The 17,320-nt window shown below is 43.9% G+C and carries 16 protein-coding genes, 1 tRNA gene and 1 other RNA gene; 10 read left to right on the top strand and 8 right to left on the bottom strand.

Translation table 11 applies throughout. The features are described from left to right. Position 1 precedes the first annotated feature (1 nt). The 5 genes from ACVBDY_RS17015 (at position 2) to ACVBDY_RS16995 (ending at position 5,094) form a co-directional block, all read left to right on the top strand. Positions 2 to 1,582: a GMC family oxidoreductase gene (locus tag ACVBDY_RS17015; RefSeq protein ID WP_447176657.1), complete on the top strand. Its 1,581-nt coding sequence runs from the start codon at positions 2 to 4 to the stop codon at positions 1,580 to 1,582. Beyond that, complete coding sequence (locus ACVBDY_RS17010) at positions 1,536 to 3,074, top strand: aldehyde dehydrogenase family protein (protein ID WP_447176656.1); 1,539 nt, start codon at positions 1,536 to 1,538, stop codon at positions 3,072 to 3,074. Before ACVBDY_RS17015 ends, ACVBDY_RS17010 begins: the two co-directional genes overlap by 47 nt. Before the next feature lie 33 nt (positions 3,075 to 3,107). Further along, on the top strand, positions 3,108 to 3,713 hold the full coding sequence (locus ACVBDY_RS17005) for a putative antibiotic biosynthesis monooxygenase (protein WP_447176655.1): 606 nt from the start codon (positions 3,108 to 3,110) through the stop codon (positions 3,711 to 3,713). A 42-nt stretch (positions 3,714 to 3,755) separates the two neighbouring features. Then, entirely contained in the window at positions 3,756 to 4,829 is a 1,074-nt protein-coding gene (locus ACVBDY_RS17000) for an MBL fold metallo-hydrolase (RefSeq protein ID WP_447176654.1), read from the top strand. Positions 4,830 to 4,896: 67 nt separating this feature from the next. Beyond that, entirely contained in the window at positions 4,897 to 5,094 is a 198-nt protein-coding gene (locus ACVBDY_RS16995) for a hypothetical protein (RefSeq protein ID WP_447176926.1), read from the top strand. Here ACVBDY_RS16995 and ACVBDY_RS16990 read toward each other — a convergent pair. Both ACVBDY_RS16990 and ACVBDY_RS16985 read right to left on the bottom strand, forming a co-directional pair. Then, positions 5,060 to 5,290 (bottom strand): hypothetical protein, encoded by a 231-nt coding sequence (locus tag ACVBDY_RS16990; RefSeq protein WP_447176653.1) that lies wholly within the window; start codon positions 5,288 to 5,290, stop codon positions 5,060 to 5,062. The genes ACVBDY_RS16995 and ACVBDY_RS16990 overlap by 35 nt on opposite strands. A 223-nt stretch (positions 5,291 to 5,513) precedes the next feature. Continuing rightward, positions 5,514 to 5,587, bottom strand: a tRNA-Arg gene (locus ACVBDY_RS16985). A 187-nt stretch (positions 5,588 to 5,774) separates the two neighbouring features. Between ACVBDY_RS16985 and ACVBDY_RS16980 the strand changes: the two genes are divergently transcribed. The 5 genes from ACVBDY_RS16980 (at position 5,775) to rny (ending at position 9,206) form a co-directional block, all read left to right on the top strand. Further along, positions 5,775 to 6,668, top strand: a complete 894-nt coding sequence (locus ACVBDY_RS16980) for a DUF72 domain-containing protein (RefSeq protein WP_447176652.1) — start codon at positions 5,775 to 5,777, stop codon at positions 6,666 to 6,668. A gap of 149 nt (positions 6,669 to 6,817) precedes the next feature. Beyond that, complete coding sequence (locus ACVBDY_RS16975) at positions 6,818 to 7,108, top strand: coiled-coil domain-containing protein (protein WP_447176651.1); 291 nt, start codon at positions 6,818 to 6,820, stop codon at positions 7,106 to 7,108. 17 nt (positions 7,109 to 7,125) lie between these two features. After that, entirely contained in the window at positions 7,126 to 7,416 is a 291-nt protein-coding gene (locus ACVBDY_RS16970; protein ID WP_447176650.1) for a cell division protein ZapA, read from the top strand. A 55-nt stretch (positions 7,417 to 7,471) separates the two neighbouring features. Continuing rightward, a non-coding RNA gene (gene ssrS, locus ACVBDY_RS16965) (6S RNA) lies at positions 7,472 to 7,593 on the top strand. Positions 7,594 to 7,643: 50 nt separating this feature from the next. Beyond that, the gene (rny, locus tag ACVBDY_RS16960) at positions 7,644 to 9,206 is read left to right on the top strand and encodes a ribonuclease Y (RefSeq protein WP_447176649.1); all 1,563 of its coding nucleotides are present in this window, start codon (positions 7,644 to 7,646) and stop codon (positions 9,204 to 9,206) included. Positions 9,207 to 9,525: 319 nt separating this feature from the next. On the opposite strand, the gene ACVBDY_RS16955 is transcribed toward rny, so the two are convergent. From ACVBDY_RS16955 to ACVBDY_RS16930, 6 genes are all read right to left on the bottom strand, one after another. Further along, entirely contained in the window at positions 9,526 to 10,224 is a 699-nt protein-coding gene (locus ACVBDY_RS16955; RefSeq protein ID WP_447176648.1) for a DUF2490 domain-containing protein, read from the bottom strand. 199 nt (positions 10,225 to 10,423) lie between these two features. Next, a complete protein-coding gene (locus ACVBDY_RS16950; RefSeq protein WP_447176647.1) occupies positions 10,424 to 12,751 on the bottom strand; it encodes a DUF349 domain-containing protein in 2,328 nt (775 codons plus the stop codon). A 289-nt stretch (positions 12,752 to 13,040) separates the two neighbouring features. Next, entirely contained in the window at positions 13,041 to 13,781 is a 741-nt protein-coding gene (locus ACVBDY_RS16945; RefSeq protein ID WP_447176646.1) for a shikimate dehydrogenase family protein, read from the bottom strand. A 78-nt stretch (positions 13,782 to 13,859) separates the two neighbouring features. After that, positions 13,860 to 14,876 carry a DUF368 domain-containing protein gene (locus tag ACVBDY_RS16940; RefSeq protein ID WP_447176645.1) on the bottom strand — a complete coding sequence of 339 codons (1,017 nt, stop codon included), beginning with the start codon at positions 14,874 to 14,876 and terminating at the stop codon, positions 13,860 to 13,862. Next, on the bottom strand, positions 14,869 to 15,843 hold the full coding sequence (locus tag ACVBDY_RS16935; RefSeq protein ID WP_447176644.1) for a DUF368 domain-containing protein: 975 nt from the start codon (positions 15,841 to 15,843) through the stop codon (positions 14,869 to 14,871). Before ACVBDY_RS16935 ends, ACVBDY_RS16940 begins: the two co-directional genes overlap by 8 nt. A gap of 33 nt (positions 15,844 to 15,876) precedes the next feature. Beyond that, positions 15,877 to 17,277 (bottom strand): tetratricopeptide repeat protein, encoded by a 1,401-nt coding sequence (locus ACVBDY_RS16930; protein WP_447176643.1) that lies wholly within the window; start codon positions 17,275 to 17,277, stop codon positions 15,877 to 15,879. Between the last annotated feature and the right edge of the window lie 43 nt (positions 17,278 to 17,320).

Raw genomic sequence — 17,320 nt, 5'->3', positions numbered from 1 at the left:
AATGGAAAAAGTAAACAATACCACTGATGGCAAAGATTTGCATTCTGAATACAGCCACATCATTATTGGAGGTGGATCTGCCGGAGCTGTCCTGGCTAGCCGCCTGAGTGAAAATCCAGCGTTTCACATTCTGCTCCTTGAAGCTGGGGAAGCATTTTCAAAGGATAAGTACCCCGAGCTCCTGAGCAACAGTCAGATAATAGCAGCCAACGGAGACAGTAGGTATGATTGGGGATACCAGTCAGTACCCAATGATGCAGGTCATGTTATCCCGATTCCCCGTGGTAAAGTATTGGGTGGAAGCTCGGCAGTCAATGCAGCTGTAGCCCTCAGAGCCATTCCCAACGATTTCAAACGATTTGTTGATATGGGACTAGAGGAATGGTCTTGGGAGCACGTACTGCCCTACTTCAAAAAACTGGAAAAATCGAACAGAGATGAAGAGCAGTGGCACGGACATACCGGTTACCTTCCGGTGAACCAGCTTCAACAGACAGATATCTCGCCTATGCAGACCGCTTTTATGGAAGCGGCTAAGGCCAAAAAATATGAAGAGATTACTGACTTTAATGGGGAAAAGCAATATGGAGTCGGTGCGTATCCCGTCAACATTGTCGACGGTATCCGGATGAATACAGGCATGACCTACCTCAATCAATCAGTAAGACAAAGGCATAATTTGACTATTATGGGTAATGCACTTGCCGATCGAGTCTTGTTTGAGGACAAAAAAGCAATAGGTGTTGTTCTGTCCGATGGAAGATTGTTTAAGGGCAGGGAAATCATTTTATCCAGCGGTACTTATGGTACTGCCACTATCTTACAGCGATCCGGTCTAGGTCCTAGAGAGGTTCTGCAACCTATGGGGATACGGGTCATCGCCGACCTTCCTGTTGGAAAAAATATACAGGACCACCCATTCTATTTCAACACATATGCATCAGATCCAGAGAAAATCGGCAGGCTTTCGCCTGTGACTGGTGTAAACTTATGGACACGTTCTTCTTTTGCAGAACCAGATGAACTGGATCTTCACATTACTGCAGGTCACCTCTTCGATTCGGGGTTAAGCCCAACCAATTCCGGGTATGTGATAGGAGTTGCATTGACCAATCCAAACTCACGGGGCTACGTAAAAATTACCAGCCGTGATCCGGAAACCCCGCCAATGATTGACCTTAATTTCCTAAGCAGCCAGGAAGATGGTCAAAGATTGCTTGAAGGTGTTAAGCTCTCAAGGGAGCTAGCCCGGACACCACCGCTGAAAGACATGACGGTAATGGAATTGACCCCTGGTTGGGATATTACTGATGATAGCTTGATTTTGGCTTCGATCAATCAAAATCTGCAGACCTATAACCATCCTGTCGCTTCAACACCAATGGGGCCTAAAGAAAATCCAAACGCAGTTGTTGATGCATGGGGAAAGGTCTATGGTGTGGAACGTCTCCGGGTGGTGGATGCCTCAATATTCCCGAGTTTTATTTCGTCCGGACCAAATGTCACGGTTATCATGGCAGCGGAAAAGATTGCTGATGAGATCAAAAAAACAAAAGAAAATAAAGAACAATACAGCATATAGACAAACTATGATAAACAAAATGGACAACGTCGCAGGACATGTGCCTAAACTTAACTGGATCAATAATGAGTGGGTGGACAGTCAAATCTATAAAGATAGTATTGATCCCGCCACAGGCGAAGTAATTGGCCGTTTTGCTGACGGAGGCTATGAAACTGCGGCTTCAGGAATCGCTGCTGCAAAAGCTGCATTTCAACACAGCGATTGGAAATCAAACAGAATCCTCCGAGCCAAAGTCTTAAATGAACTCGCAGATGCCTTTGAGGAATACGGTGAAAAATTGATCCATATTCTTTCATTGGACAATGGAAAGGTTAAAGCGGAAGCTAGCATGGAAGTTGGCGGAGTTCCATCAAAACTACGTTATTATGCCGCACTGGTATTAACTCAGAGTGGCAGGGCTTTGGAAACAAGTGCAGGTAGTTTCAGTATGGTACTGGAAGAACCGATAGGTGTAGCCGGTATTATCGCCCCATGGAACTCACCAGTGATTCTCATGGTACGGTCTTTGGCACCAGCCCTGGCTGCAGGCTGTACAGTCGTGATCAAGATGCCAGCACAGACCGCACAGGTCAATTCTGTAATTTGCGAGGTATTCCAATCGATCAAAAGTCTGCCGATCGGCGTAATCAACCAGTTTACTGAAAGTGGCCATGAAGGCGCTGCCCATCTGATCAGTTCCCCGGATGTACCATCGATCAGTTTCACCGGCAGCACTGCTACAGGAAAGATCATGATGAGAAACGGTGCCGAGCACCTTAAGCGTTTTGGCTTTGAATTGGGAGGCAAGACTCCTATGATTGTTTTTGATGACGCAGATCTTAAAAAGGCAGTGCCCGTACTCGCTAAAGCTATAACACTTTTCACTGGCCAGTTTTGTATGACAGGCAGCCGCATCCTGGTGCAGAAAAATATTGCTGAGCAATTTATAAACGAACTGGTACGTGAATTAGAAAAAGTCAAAGTAGGACCTGCCAGTGATCCCCAAAGCGATATGGGGCCACTGATCGACCACGGTAATGTGGATCGTGTGGACGTCTTGGTGGAAGAAGCCATTCAAGGCGGGGCAAAGGTTTTACTGCGTGGTGGGAAAACCAAGGATGGTGTGTTAGATAAAGGAGCCTTTTACCGTCCGGTCTTACTACAGGTAACGGACCATAAAATGGATATCGTACAAGAGGAAACCTTTGGACCGGTAGCTACGATACAGGTCTTCGATAAAGCAGAGGAAGCGATAGCATTGGCCAACGACAATAAATATGGACTCGCAGCCTCGGTCTGGAGCACCAACGTGGATCTTCCGTTGCAGGTAAGCAGAAGACTGGATGCCGGTACGGTATGGATCAACAACTGGGCTAGAATCAATGATGAATTTGAGGAAGGCGGTTTCAAGATGAGTGGATTGGGCCGACTAAATGGCCTTGCGGCGATGCATGATTTTATTGAATTTAAGCATATACATCATGATGCGGGAGTTAGTCCAAAACTTTAAAATATCAAATTAAAAAGACAATCACTAACGAATATGGAGACTAAGACACTTGTAACTGACTCAACTAATGATATGATTGACTCTAATGACTTGCCAGTGATTACTATTGTCGAATTGAGACCTAAGGTAGCTTTAGAGGGAGAGGCCCTTGATTCAATTCATGGTATGATCCAAGCAGCATCACAATATAAGGGTTATCAAGTAGCAGATGTCTATAAAAAAGTGACAGATGGTACAGCTACAGAATATGCAGTTATACTTCGCTTTGACAGTTACAGTAACTTAAGCTTATGGAATAACTCGCGGGAGAGAGAGAATCTAATCACATCCACTAAGCACTTGTACGCCGAGGTGAAACCAGAGTTGGCCTTAACCGGTCTTGATTTTTGGTTTGTCGATAAACATACTGCTGCTGAACCTCCAGCAAAATGGAAAATGATGTTGATTACGGTTATCATCATCTTTGCCTTACTAAAAGTACTCATGCCGTTTCTTGGTGGATTATTGGAATATTTAGGATTGCCCGAATTCCTCAATACCCTACTGAGTATTATGGCTATGGTAGCACTGATGACCTATTTGCTCATGCCGGCAATAAATAGAGTGCTGCATCGCTGGCTATTCAAAAACAAAAGATAATTATAACAAATTCTAATTCATAAATTAAAACAATTTACTATCATGAAAGAAAATGAACAAAAACAAGGACGACATGAAGATTTTTACTTTACCAAGCATGGTTTTGAAAAAGCCGACTGGCATGAGCACCCCCCATCTCCAGAGGGCTTTCACCCTGCGTACCTGAGCAGTCCTGAATTCCAAAAGAACGGGTATCATTGTGAGGAGCTGAGAGATGGCTTTTATTGGGTTACTGCAGGCGGATATGACGCTGCCTTCATGGTCACTGAAGCAGGAGTTATTGCAATAGACGCACCACCAATGTTGGGAGAAAACATGCTTGCTGCCATTGAATCAGTAACAGATAAGCCGATCGTAACTGTTATATATAGCCACTGGCATTCCGACCATATTGGCGCGGCTGCTATGTTTCCTTCCGGAGTGGAGATCATAGCGCACGAAATAACGTTTGAATTGCTTGAACGGTTTCCTGACCCGCTCCGACCGTTACCTACCCTTACTTTCAAAGACGAGTATGTGCTTGAACTGGGAGGTGAGAAACTGGAGCTATCCTATAAAGGAGCTAACCATTGCCCCGGAAATATTTTTATTTACGCGCCCAAACAAAAAGCGCTGGTCAAGATCGATATCGTGAGCCCGGGATCATGCACATTCTTTCACTGTGATGCTTCAGAAAACATCATCGCGTGGATCGAAGCCCATGACCAGATATTGGAATATGATTTTGACTTTCTTGTAGGCGGGCACATCTTCCGTTGGGGAACTAGGGAGGACGTAATTACAGCCAGGGAATATTTTCACGATATGGTTGATTTCGCTGATGAAGCACTAATGCAAATGAGCACTCCGAACGGGGTGGGCGAGTTCTTCTCTATACCCCCCGCAGAACAATATTCGCCTGCCAATGAAAACTGGATCAATTCCATGGTGAATTATGTGACAGAAAAAATGTTAGCTAAAATTACCTCAAATGGTCAGCTGTGGGAAGAACGTCTTGCAGGTGTGACTACGAATACAAAATACCACGCTTATACGGTGGTGGAATCTATTCGTCTTGAGCGTAGCCATAAAGGCTACCAAAAGCGTGGAACCGGAGGTGAAGATTTTTTTATATGATCCAAGATTAGCAATGCAATAACCGCAATATCTGAAAGGTGTTGCGGTTATTCAATACTTTATATATTTGATCAATCGAAAAACAGCAAAAATAACAAACCCAAAAGCACACCCGGGTTTTTTAGGTGAGGGCTATATTGCCGTTCATGTGATTGATGTTTCGTCTCTGGAAGATACCGATCCCTTTATCCTTGGGATGGACCAACAGCTCAACTTGTCTGGAAATAGAGTTAAAGGTAAAAAGCTATATAATCAGAATTATTGATTCGCTTAAAGACTTGCCCTGTCCCAGTAGCCCGCTGCCTTTGAGAATCCCAAAGCCGAATATTCCCCTTGTATTTTAAACTGATATTGGCCCTTTTACCGTCTACGGTTATTCTAACAAATAAATCTGCTTTTTTTTCTGATGATCGTGAAGCATTGATCCAAAAGAGGATGGAAAAGGTGTGCGATGTTTTCATAGTTGTCATCTTTAAAGGTTAAACATGAAGATGAAAGTCAAATCAACTATGGTTTTGTGTTTTGGGCCATTCGGTCAACAGTGTTGACCGCTTAAATTTTTGTTGACCGATGAAGCGACATTTAGAATCAAATCAATTCAATTTAAATGATGGCCGTAAAACAACAAAACCCTGCAAATCATAGATTTTGCAAGGTTTTGATGCTCATTGTGAATTTTAAAAGTGACCTCGGCAGGATTCAAACCTGCAACCTCTTGAGCCGTAATCAAGTGCTCTATTCAGTTAAGCTACGAGGCCATTTTGCGGGTGCAAATATATTCTTTTTTAAAAGGCAGGCAAAGAAAAATTAAGGAAAATTGTTTTATGGTAACCTAACTTCAAAATACACTGTCTGTTACCTCCGGAAAAAAATAACGTAATTCTAAACTGTTTCGCAAATTTACGGAATTATACGTACTTTGTAAAACAATAAAAAACGGTAAAAATGAAATTTGGAAAAGTAGATAACCCCGAAACCGTAGATTTTTCTTTTCCCGAAGACCATCCGGATACGGCTGCGGTACTTTCCGCAAATAAAGATAGGAAATCGCCTCAGATTTGTATTGGATGTGCCAAGTGGAACCGGCAGGACCTGAAGAATTTTTATCCGAGAGGTACCAAAGATGAACTGGCGTATTATGCGACGCAGTTTAACGCCATAGAGCTCAATGCTACCTTCTACAGGAATTTTCCGCCGTCCCAGTTTTCCTCCTGGTATGATAAGGTGCCGGAAGATTTTCGCTTCTTCCCGAAAGTGAACCAGATGGTAAGTCACCTTAAAAGATTGCTGGATTTCCAGGGGCCGGTAGAGGAGTACCTGGATGGTGTAGTTCACCTCAAAGAGAAACTGGGGACCGTATTTTTGCAGATGCACAATAATTTTGCCCCGAAAAATTTTGACCGCGTAGTGAGTTTTGTCGAATTCTGGCCTGAAGAGATCCCCCTGGCCGTGGAATTCCGTCATACCGATTGGTTCAACGATCCCACAGTGGCCGGAGAATTGTACCACTTGTTGGAAGAAAACAATATAGCAAATATTATAGTAGATACCGCCGGGAGAAGAGACCTTATGCATATGAGGCTGACAAATAACGAAGCCTTCGTAAGGTATGTGGGGGCTAATCACGAGAGTGATTATGACCGGTTGGACGATTGGGTGGTGAAATTAAAATCCTGGGTAGAACAGGGATTGGAGCGCATCCATTTTTTTGTACACCAGAATCTCGAAAACGCATCCCCTCTGTTATCTGCCTATCTTATCGAAAAACTCAATAAAGAGCTGGGAAGTAGTCTTTCTGTTCCGCATACCCTGGCGGATGTACAACAGAAACTGTTCTGAAAATAAGGAAACCGGCTGTGTGTTCCTCCTGTAATTATTTCATTTGTGGAGTGCCCATATGGATGAAATGCGATAAAAATGAGGGAAACTATTGCGAAGTATGATCAGGTATGTTAACTTTGTAGGCAGATGTATTGTTATTAGCAGGTATGAGTGATATTACAGAAATTGTTGATTCTCTTGAAAATAGGATTAGCAGGCTGCTTCACAAAATGGAGATTTTAAAGCAGGCTAATCTTAAATTAACGGAGGAATTAGCAGATTCCGGAAAGGTGATACAGGAAAAAGAAACTGTTATAGCCGGCTGGGAAGAAAAATATAATGCACTTAAACTGGCGAATGCAATGTTGGGCAGTAATGAAAGCAAAACGGAAACTAAGCTTAAAATAAATACTTTAATACGGGAGATTGACAGCTGTATAGCACAACTCTCGGAATAAGGTTCTGTAAAAGACGTATGGATAAGCTCAGAATTAAGATATCTATAGCAGATCGTGTATATCCGCTAACCATTGATCCTGATCAGGAAGAGGGATTGCGGAAAGCGGCTAAAAGCATAGAAGGGCTTGTAAAGCAGTTTGAACAGAATTATGCCGTAAGGGATAAACAGGATGTATTGGCTATGTGTGCCTTACAGTTTGCCTCGCGGGTAGAACAGAAAAGTATAGATAAAGAAAATGGAAATGAAGAGGTCAAAGAACGCCTGGAGGCTTTGAATGAACTTCTTCAGGCTAAACTTAGTTCATAAAAAAGTTCTTTAAATAAATAGAGGTACTGCCTACATTGGTATTATTGTTTGATAAACTCAACACTATTCAAATTAAGAAGGGTGAGTCTCGGTTGTAAAAGCATGCCGTTTCCGGTTTAGGCCGGATGAACGGATCCTTGATCAGCCGGTTAATCCTAAACTTGTCTTTTGGAGTTTATACATAACCCCTTACCGATGTAGGCTTTTTTTTTAAAAGAGAAAACAAGATGGATATAACTATGATTATTGTTGCGGGTATAATTGGCGTGGCCCTGGGGTTTTTCATCGCCAGAATAATGGAAAAGAAAAATGCGTCTAAAATATTGGCCAATGCCAAAAGAGAAGCGACATCCATTGTAAAAGAAGCCACTACCGAAGGCGAAAGCATAAAAAAAGATAAAATATTTCAGGCCAAAGAGAAATTTCTTGAACTGAAAGCAGAACACGAGAAAGTAATTGTAGCAAAAGATAAAAAAATTGCAGAAGCAGAGAAGAGGACGAGGGATAAGGAAGCACAGATTACCGGCGAATTAACCAGGAACAAAAAGCTTAACGATGAACTGGAAACAAAACTGAAAGATTACGAATACAGGATGGAGATCCTGGACAAGAAGCAAACAGAAGTAGAAAAACTACATAAAAGCCAGGTAAAACAACTTGAAATTATTTCCGGGTTACCGGCAGAAGAAGCCAAAAGTCAGTTGATAGAATCCCTGAGGGCCGATGCAAAGAGCGATGCCATGAGTTACGTCCAGAACACGCTCGAAGAGGCAAAGCTCACGGCACAGCAGGAGGCCAAGAAAGTGATCATAAATACCATTCAGCGAATAGGCACCGAAGAAGCCATAGAAAACTGTGTCTCTGTATTTAACCTCGAATCCGATGATATTAAAGGCCGCATTATAGGCCGGGAAGGAAGGAATATCCGCGCGTTGGAATCTGCTACCGGTGTGGAGATCATTGTGGACGATACTCCCGAAGCCATTATCTTATCCTGCTTTGACTCCGTTAGAAGGGAAATAGCCCGCTTGTCCCTGCATAAACTGGTGACGGACGGAAGGATACACCCGGCACGTATTGAAGAGGTGGTACAGAAAACGACCAAGCAGATAGAGGAGGAGATTATTGAGGTCGGAAAGAGAACGGTGATCGACCTGGGGATTCACGGACTTCACCCCGAACTGATAAAAATGGTGGGACGTATGAAGTATCGTTCTTCATACGGACAAAACCTGCTGCAACACTCCCGTGAAGTCGCTAAACTGTGCGGAGTAATGGCGGCAGAACTGGGACTAAACCCAAAACTGGCCAAACGCGCCGGGCTGCTTCACGATATAGGAAAAGTCCCTGAATCCGAAACCGAAATGCCTCATGCTATAATAGGTATGGAATGGGCTGAAAAATACGGGGAAAAGCCCGACGTTTGTAATGCCATCGGGGCTCACCATGACGAAGTGGAAATGAAGTCGCTCATCGCGCCGATAGTGCAGGTATGTGATGCCATAAGCGGGGCAAGACCGGGAGCAAGACGCCAGGTGCTCGATTCCTATATACAGCGCCTGAAAGACCTGGAAGACATAGCTTTCGCTTTCCATGGGGTTAAAAAAGCTTATGCTATCCAGGCCGGAAGGGAGCTGAGAGTTATTGTTGAAAGTGAAAAAGTGAGTGACGATAAGGCTGCTGAACTGTCTTTTGAGATCTCTCAGAAAATACAAACGGATATGACATATCCGGGACAGGTAAAAGTAACGGTGATCCGCGAGACCAGGTCTGTAAATATTGCCAAATAAGTTGCTTAGAGGGTTTCGGAGAGCTTTGTAAGTTAAAGAGACGGACATATAATATAAAAACGGGGCCGGCGAATATTCGCCGGCCCCGTTTTTATTGGTCCTGATTTTAAGTTGATAATCACAGGTATTTGTGTAATACTGTCAGGCCGAGCGGAGTAGAAACCTCTCTGAGATCAAAAGCCTCCGGGCTTTAGCTATCAGGCATACTGTGGTATTGTCTGAATAACCTGATAACTGAATCAACTTATTAACTCATCACTTGAAAAGCGATTTCCCAGATGCTAAAACCTTTGGATTTTGCAGTTACGAGTATATAATTTTAAAGCGTATGATGCAGGCTCAGTTGTAATTGTCCTTTATCAATAGTATTCGTAGACTGGCGCATATAGCCCGCTTGTATTTTAAGGTTATCCGTAATGCTGTACCCCAGTGCGGTATAGAGACGATTCCTGTCAAATATTTCTACCGTATTGCCGTTGCCGGTCTCTTTTTGTCCGTTGATAAACAATTCGTTATATAGGGCTATGTAAATTGCTCCTTTATTTAAAGAAACCTGGTTTACCGGGATGTTAAGGAAAAGGTTGTAGCGAAAACGTGTACGAAAGTCCTGGCTTTCCACCCAGCGCTGTTCAAACCGGAAACGGTGAGTTAGATAAAACCGGTCTCCCAGTTGATGGGGGAGCAGAGCTTCCTGGTATATCCTGCTTTCTTCGCTGGTGCTGTTGCCGTCACCGTATTCGCCGGAAAGGACATAGCCATATCCGAGTGTGAATTTAACGTTAGCCTTCTCCGGTTGGTAAGTAACACCACCCCGGAGGAGAAGTTGCTCCAGGTCTCCCATAATGTCCCAGTTCCTGTATTGTACATCCCCTTGAAAACCAAAACGGCTGTTTTTTAATGTTGTGTTCCAGAAGTACATATACCAGGCCCCTGTTTCGTTTTCATTGACCTGCGCGAGCGTAGAGTCGGGGAAAAGAAAATATGCCGTTAGGACAAGGCAAAATGCTGTTTTTTTCATTGTTTTTGAAACGTTTGTGAGTTTATAGTAAAAATCAGATCAGGTGCGGTGGCGCGGAACGGGAATAGTACAATGCTTTCTGGTCCCGTAAATATTTGAATAGCGGGTAAAATGGCACAATTGTCCCGGAGATACGACGGGTGTATTCCGGAATGAAAAAACAAATTTTTTCAGGGATGTGAAACCGGGGAAACGGCCATTAATCCATTTCCCTCAGTTGCTTGAGCTTAGCTTTCCACAATGCAAGTGTCTCCTTGTGTTTATCAATGTTCTTGTTTACCTCTCTCACAATCGGGTTGGTTTCATCGGCATTGATAAACTGCAGGTTGTTTTCCAGTTGGCGGATCTCACCTTTTACTTCATCGATCTTGCGGCGTATAAAGACCATTTCGTGGTCGATCAGGTTTTCCTGGTCGGAATTAGCCAGTTGTTCCAGCTTATTGCCATATTTGATGAGTTCTATATCCCGTTTGGCAACATCCAGTTTTTTAAAGAGGGCATCGATGATCTTGTTAAATTTACTCTCTATGTTCCTTTTGTAATAAGGCACACGTCCGTAAGACCTCCATGCGGAAATAAATTCCTTGACGGTTTCCAGGTCGGCCTGGTGGTCGCCGGTCAGTTGAAAATCCTTGAGCTCATCGAGCAGGGCTTCCTTGCCTTTGTAGGCTTCCGTTTCATCCTTATTACCTTCGTCCCTGTGCTGGTGAAGCCTGTTAAAATAATGGTTACAGGCCGCCTTGAATTCATTCCATATTTTATCGGAATACTTGCGTGGCACATGGCCTATTTTTTTCCAGTCGGACTGTATTTTCTTCATCAACGGGGTAACCACTTCCCAGTCGTCACTGTCTTGGTTCTCCTGTGCTATTTTTATGAGTTCCTGTTTCCTGGTCAGGTTCTCGTGCTGATCTTTTTTGAGGTGTTTATAAAATTCGTTTTTATTCCGGTTAAATGTCCTTACCGCGGTTTTAAAGGCTGCCCATACTTCCTCGTTGACCTTTCTCGGCACCCTCCCGGCATTGAAAAAGGCTTCCCGGAGCGCTTCGATCTCCCTGATCTGCCTTTGCCATTGGTTATGAGAAGAAACCTTGTTTTGTGCAATCGCGTTTATTTGCGCTATAATTTCCTCTTTTTTCTCCAGGTTCTGCTCATGGATCTCATCCATGTTCTTGAAGTACTCCTGTCTTTTTTCGTGAATTATCCTGGTCGCCGCACTGAAGCGTTCCCACACGTCCTCACGGTGTTCTCTGTCTACGGGGCCAATGTCTTCCTTCCATATTTTATGAAGGGACTGTAACTCCCTGAATGCCATATTTACATCGGAAATCTCGGCGAGTTCTTCTGCTCTTGTGATCAGTTTTTCCTTTTCTTCCAGGTTGTGTCTGAAATCGAGATCCCGAAGATCGCGGTTGATGTCCAGGAAATCGTAAAAACGCTCTACATGGTGCTGGTAAGTCCGCCATACATCATTGTAGTTGACCCTGGGGATAGGCCCGGCCACTTTCCAGAGCTCCTGGAGTTCTTTAAAGTGTTTGTAGGTGGTGTTTATATTTTCCTCTACGTTGATCAGGCCCTTCAGTTCCTCGATGATCTCCAGTCGCTTGGTGAGATTGCTTTTAAGGTTTTGTTCCAGGTTTTGATAGTACTGGTTTCTTCTGTCTTTATAATCTCCGTAGGCATTGAGGAATCTTTGCCTTACGGGAGGACTATAGCGGAAGTCTATTTCGTTGCCGCCATCGTTGAGGAACTCTTCTTTCTTTTCCTCTACGAGTTCCTGGAATTTCAGATCAAACTCATACTTGATTCCATCCACGTGCTCCTTTATGGCCTGTATTTTTTCCCTTTTGATAAGCTTTTCCAGTTCCTCGGCCAGTTTATCCAGGGTCATGGCATGATAATCCAGTACCGGGATGGAATGTCTTTTGACATTGTCTTCGTCTTCGGCATCTTCGGCATTGGACTCGTCTATTTCGTTCAGGACCTCTTCTTCATTTACTTCTATGATGGCTGCCGGGGTTACCTGGTCTGCGTCTTTGTCCTCCGTCTCTTCGGTTTTATGCGCTTCCGTTCCGGGTTCCTCTGTTTCGTCCAGGACCTCTTCTTCATCTGCTTTTATGGTGGCTGGGGTTGCCTGGTCTGCGTCTTTGTCTTCTACCTCTTCGGTTTTATGCACTTCCGTTCCCGGTTCCTCTGTTTCGTTCAGGACCTCTTCTTCATCTGCTTTTATGATGGCTTGTGTTGCCTGGTCTGCGTCTTTGTCTTCTACCTCTTCGGTTATATGCACTTCCGTTCCGGATTCCTCTGTTTCTTTCGGAACCTCTTCTTCATTTACTTCTATACCGGCTGGGGTTGCCTGACCTGCGTCTTTGTCTTCCGTCTCCTCGGTTTTATGCGCTTCCGTCACGGGTTCCTCATCGGAAGCAGCCGCATGGTCTATGCCAATCTCTTTTTCTTCCCCTTTGGTCCGGCCGGTAGCCGCATTCTCCTCTGCATGGTGCAGGTTATTGTCTTTTTGGTCTAACATCTTAAAAATGTTTATGGTTCATCATCGCTTTAGAACGTGAAAGATACTAACTACTCTTAAAATAGCAAAACTTTTGAAGCTTTTAGAGAGTGTCTGAATTCTGTTTTTGATCCCGATAATTATTGAGGTTACAGTGTATTCCTGCACACCGGCAGGCAGGAATGGAGGAAAAAGACACATAAAAGAACCAAAGGATAGAACTCAGGCAGCCTTCCGAAAAGACTGTTTTTTTTTCCCTGAACAGAAACTCTGATATGCTTCACGGTAAAACCGTATATCACCCCGGGTTTTACCTGGCGGGAGAATTCCATATTTCCCAGGCTTTTTCTGCCTGAAGCTGCAACATACGAAGTCCGTTGCTTGTGGTAGCACCCCTTTGTTTTCCTTCTTTTAAAAAGGAAGTTTCGGCCGGATTGTAAATAAGGTCATATAACAAGTGTTCCGGGGTAATATAATGATAAGGAATTGCCGGTTTGTTCTCTACATCCGGATAAGTGCCCATAGGAGTACAGTTTATGATAACCGGGCTGGTTTTTATTGTCTTTTCGTCCAGGTCATTATAGGATAATTGTCCTTCTCCCGGGTTTCTGGAAACAAAAGTATGGGCGATTCCCAGTTCTTTAAGGCTGAAGGCTATGGCCTTGGAAGCGCCTCCTGTACCGAGTATCAGAGCCTTGCGGTGTTCTTGTCGCAATAAGGGTTGCAGGGAAGCCTGGAAACCATAGTAATCCGTATTGTACCCGGTGAGACGATCTTTCTCGACTTTAATGACGTTTACGGCACCTATCTGTTGCGCTTTGTTGCTGAGTCCCGTGAGATAGGGCATGACGGCTTCTTTGTAAGGAATGGTCACATTGCATCCCATAAGGTCGGGATGTTTGGTAAGGAGAGATGGGAATTCCTTGATATCCTGTAGGTCAAAGTTGACGTAAGAATGGTCTGTAAGTTGTAGTTTTTCAAATTTTTCCCGGAAGTATACCTGGGAGAAAGAATACGATATGTTTTTTCCGATAAGTCCGAATAATGGCATATTTTTCTGTTTTTGTTCAGGAGCCCTGTAGGTGTTTTAAGCACGGTAACCAAGTGCTTTGGTATAAACGGGGAATCGTTATTTGATCCTTCTTGTGCGTCTTCCGTACCAGTCCAGGGCAAGGACGATCAATACCCCAAATATAGCAAAACCTATGGCTCCCCAGGTCTCCGAAAGTGAAAAATCGGGAATATAGCGCTGGTAGTTTTGTATGATCTGGTGCCCTTCGCTGTCCAGGATGTATTTTCCGGTTTCGTCTACACGGAATAGCGTTCTTTTCCACGGCCATACCACTCCCAGGGAGCCGGTAATAAAACCGATAATGATGGCAGTGGTCATATTGCGATAGTGCTTTAATACGTAATTGAGCAGGTGGGACAGGGTTACCAGCCCGGTTGCCGATCCGAGAGTAAAGACCCCGAGAATGGTAAGCGTCTCAATGCGTTCCTGGTTTTGCACGAAGGAAAAATCGCCCTGAAAGATCTCGGCGAAAGTATCGTAAAGTGAGTTGACCGAATCTACCAGCAGGAGTACATAATTTCCGAGAAGGATGAGGATGAAAGAACCGGACAGGCCCGGAAGAGTCATTCCCGAAACACTTATAATCCCGCACAGGAAAACAAAGAAAAGGTTGGTATTTTCCCGTGCCGGGCTCAGGAAACTGATCGAAATTCCCACCAAAAGACCTATGAGTGCGGAAAGAATGGTTTTCCGGCTCCAGTTAAATCCTTTGGAGATATAGTAAATGGAGCCTAAGATCATCCCGAAAAAGCTGGCCCAGACGTAAAGTTCTTTCTGGGCTATAAAATAATCGAGTATCTTGGATACACTGAAGTAACTTACGAGCATTCCGAAGATCAGGAGCCCGAGGAACCTGCCGTTAATATAGCGGTAAAAAGACTTAAACCTGCCGTTGATAAGCAGTTTTAATGCCTTGAGGTTAATTTTTTGAAGGGAATAAATAAATTCTTCATAAAAGCCTGCAACAAAGGCCACGATACCTCCGGATACCCCGGGCACCTTGTTGGCAGCGCCCATGGCAAGTCCTTTTATTACTAAAAAGATCCTGTCCCGGAGTGTTCTGGAACTATTCATTTGTTTTTTGTGCTTTTACGGCTATTTTTTCCAAAAGGTATATGGTGAGGAACCCGGCAATGGCAACAAAGCAAGCCAGGACCACCTGGTTGTTTCCTTCGAACTGGAAAGGGGATATGCTCCTTTGCAGTACGGGAACCTGCTCATTATGTGAATTCACTCTCCAGGAAAGGGTTTCTTTCCAGGGCCATATCTTGTTCAGGGACCCGATCATAAAACCGGTAAGTAAAGCCAGGGTTGTATTTTTATGGTGCTTAAACATCCAGTTGAGGGCCCCTGAAAATAATTTGAGTCCGAGTATGGCCCCCACGCCGAAAACAGCCAGCTTGGTAAAGGCCTGTCCCAGAAGTTGCATATCGGCACGGAATATCCCTTCTCGGAGCTGGTTTATAGTATTGATCACAATTTCGTACGATCCCATAAGCAGCAGGATAAAAGCACCGGATATACCGGGAAGTATCATGGCTATAATGGCTATAAAACCGGATAAGAACAGGTAGGGGAATCCGTCCGGCGAGCTTACGGGGTTTGCAACGGTTACGTAATAGGATATGATCCCACCCAGCAAGGTGGCTATTATGACCCTGGCGGACCACCGGGATATCTGTTTGCCGATAAAAAAAATACTGGCTATGACAAGGCCGAAAAAAAACGACCACACGGCTATAGGGTGGGTGCTAAGCAACCAACTGATAAACCTTGCCAGGGAGAATATGCTAAAAGCAATGCCTATGACCAGGGCCAGTAAAAAATTACCGTTAATACTGTTCCACATGGCCCTGAAACCATATTGTTTCCAGATTTTCAGTGAGGATAGGTTGATCTTGTCAATAGAACCGATAAGTTCTTCATAAATCCCGGAAATAAATGCTATGGTGCCTCCGGACACGCCGGGAACAACATCGGCGGCTCCCATTGCCATCCCTTTTAAAGTGATTATCAGGTAATCCAATAGCCTTCTTTGCATATTCTGTTCTTTGACGAACAAAAATAGACAATTTTAAATAGAAGCCTTTTTAAAATCTGTTATAAAATTCTTAACGGTTTTGCTGCTGAATACGGAAGGAAACAACTCTTTCATAATACCCCGGTCATCATAATTATCGGTCAGAGCGTTCCTGAGGTGAAAACGTCCTTTACTACTGTCCGCCAGCGTAAAATAAAGTCCGGCGATACGATATTCCAGGCAGGCTTCCTTAGGATAGAATTCAAGAGCCTGGAGCATAACATGTACGGCATTTTCAAATTCACCTATCTTAACGAGGATATCACACCAGGAAGTCCAGGTTTCCAGTTCGTAGTTGCCCAGTTCAATGGTTTTCTGGTACGAAATGTCCGCTTCTTCATAAAGATGCAGTTCCTTGTTTATTTCTGCACAACGTTTCCAGTAAGCTATGTTTTCGCTGTCGATGTTAAGCGCTTTATTGATGTAATATTTGGCCTTCTGGTAATTGTATTGTTTCAGGTAAAAATCGGTAATGGCTATCCACCCCTTGTCCAGCAGCGGATCTTCGTGAACGGTTTTGTAATAATACTGTTTGGCCACATTGTCATTCCCCAGTTTTTCATGACATTTTCCTATCCTGAGATAAGCAAAGGAGGTAGGATCGTCGAGGGTGAGGGTCAGTTCATAGTTTTCTATGGCCTCGTTATATCGTCCCAGCTTTTCCAGGACTTTACCTTTTTCGAGATAGGCGCCTATAAAGGTATCATCGGAAATGATAGCAAAATCAAAAGCGGCAAGTGCTTCTTTAAGCATCTTCTTATGAAAGAACTGTTTGCCCATCTGGTGCCAGCCTACTTCGCTGTACGGATTGTCCTCAAGGTAAGTGTTCAGGTATGTTATGGCGCCCTCATGATCTTCTAGGAAATCGAAACAGTAGATAATATTATAAAGAGCGGAATAGTCTTCCGGGTCTTCTTCCAGGCATTTTATAAAACAATCCTTGGCTTCGCCGTACTTGTCCAGGAAAAGGTATTCCATACCTATGAGCGAATAGACATCCGCGCTGTCTTCCGTATAGGCCAGGGCTTCTTTAAGGAGCTCGATGGCCATGGCGTGATTGTCTTTTTTGGAATAGATATTGGCCCGTTGAATGTATATCTCTTCATTAGAGGTTTCCAGGGCCGCAAGTTCATCCAGCATTTTTTCCGCTACATCAAACCGGTTCTCGAAGATCAGTACTTCGATCAACAGCAATTTCAAGGTAGTCGAAGTGGTGTGTTGTTCCAGTCCGATCTTTATGGCTTTTTTAGCCAAAGCCACTTTCCCTAAATCGAGATAGTGGTGGATAATATCCTCAAAATCATCCGCGTCAAAAAAATACACGTCATTGGTTTTGAGCATGGACTCGAATTTCGAAATGGGAAACTTTCGGTCTTCGTTAGAACTAAATGGCATAAGCATGCTTTTTTAGGATTCTACGTTAATAAATTTAGGGTTT

This window comes from Sinomicrobium halophytocola (genome assembly GCF_052983395.1).
The sequence above is the reverse complement of the archived record's forward strand: the minus strand, read 5'-3'. Positions and strand labels throughout refer to the sequence as shown.

Bases quoted from the DNA above. Each gene is read 5' to 3' on its own strand.
- ACVBDY_RS17015 (WP_447176657.1), top strand. From the start codon at position 2: ATGGAAAAAGTAAACAATACCACTGATGGCAAAGATTTGCATTCTGAA.
- ACVBDY_RS17010 (WP_447176656.1), top strand. From the start codon at position 1,536: ATGAGATCAAAAAAACAAAAGAAAATAAAGAACAATACAGCATATAGA.
- ACVBDY_RS17005 (WP_447176655.1), top strand. From the start codon at position 3,108: ATGGAGACTAAGACACTTGTAACTGACTCAACTAATGATATGATTGAC.
- ACVBDY_RS17000 (WP_447176654.1), top strand. From the start codon at position 3,756: ATGAAAGAAAATGAACAAAAACAAGGACGACATGAAGATTTTTACTTT.
- ACVBDY_RS16990 (WP_447176653.1), bottom strand. From the start codon at position 5,290: ATGAAAACATCGCACACCTTTTCCATCCTCTTTTGGATCAATGCTTCA.
- ACVBDY_RS16980 (WP_447176652.1), top strand. From the start codon at position 5,775: ATGAAATTTGGAAAAGTAGATAACCCCGAAACCGTAGATTTTTCTTTT.
- ACVBDY_RS16975 (WP_447176651.1), top strand. From the start codon at position 6,818: ATGAGTGATATTACAGAAATTGTTGATTCTCTTGAAAATAGGATTAGC.
- ACVBDY_RS16970 (WP_447176650.1), top strand. From the start codon at position 7,126: ATGGATAAGCTCAGAATTAAGATATCTATAGCAGATCGTGTATATCCG.
- rny (WP_447176649.1), top strand. From the start codon at position 7,644: ATGGATATAACTATGATTATTGTTGCGGGTATAATTGGCGTGGCCCTG.
- ACVBDY_RS16955 (WP_447176648.1), bottom strand. From the start codon at position 10,224: ATGAAAAAAACAGCATTTTGCCTTGTCCTAACGGCATATTTTCTTTTC.
- ACVBDY_RS16950 (WP_447176647.1), bottom strand. From the start codon at position 12,751: ATGTTAGACCAAAAAGACAATAACCTGCACCATGCAGAGGAGAATGCG.
- ACVBDY_RS16945 (WP_447176646.1), bottom strand. From the start codon at position 13,781: ATGCCATTATTCGGACTTATCGGAAAAAACATATCGTATTCTTTCTCC.
- ACVBDY_RS16940 (WP_447176645.1), bottom strand. From the start codon at position 14,876: ATGAATAGTTCCAGAACACTCCGGGACAGGATCTTTTTAGTAATAAAA.
- ACVBDY_RS16935 (WP_447176644.1), bottom strand. From the start codon at position 15,843: ATGCAAAGAAGGCTATTGGATTACCTGATAATCACTTTAAAAGGGATG.
- ACVBDY_RS16930 (WP_447176643.1), bottom strand. From the start codon at position 17,277: ATGCCATTTAGTTCTAACGAAGACCGAAAGTTTCCCATTTCGAAATTC.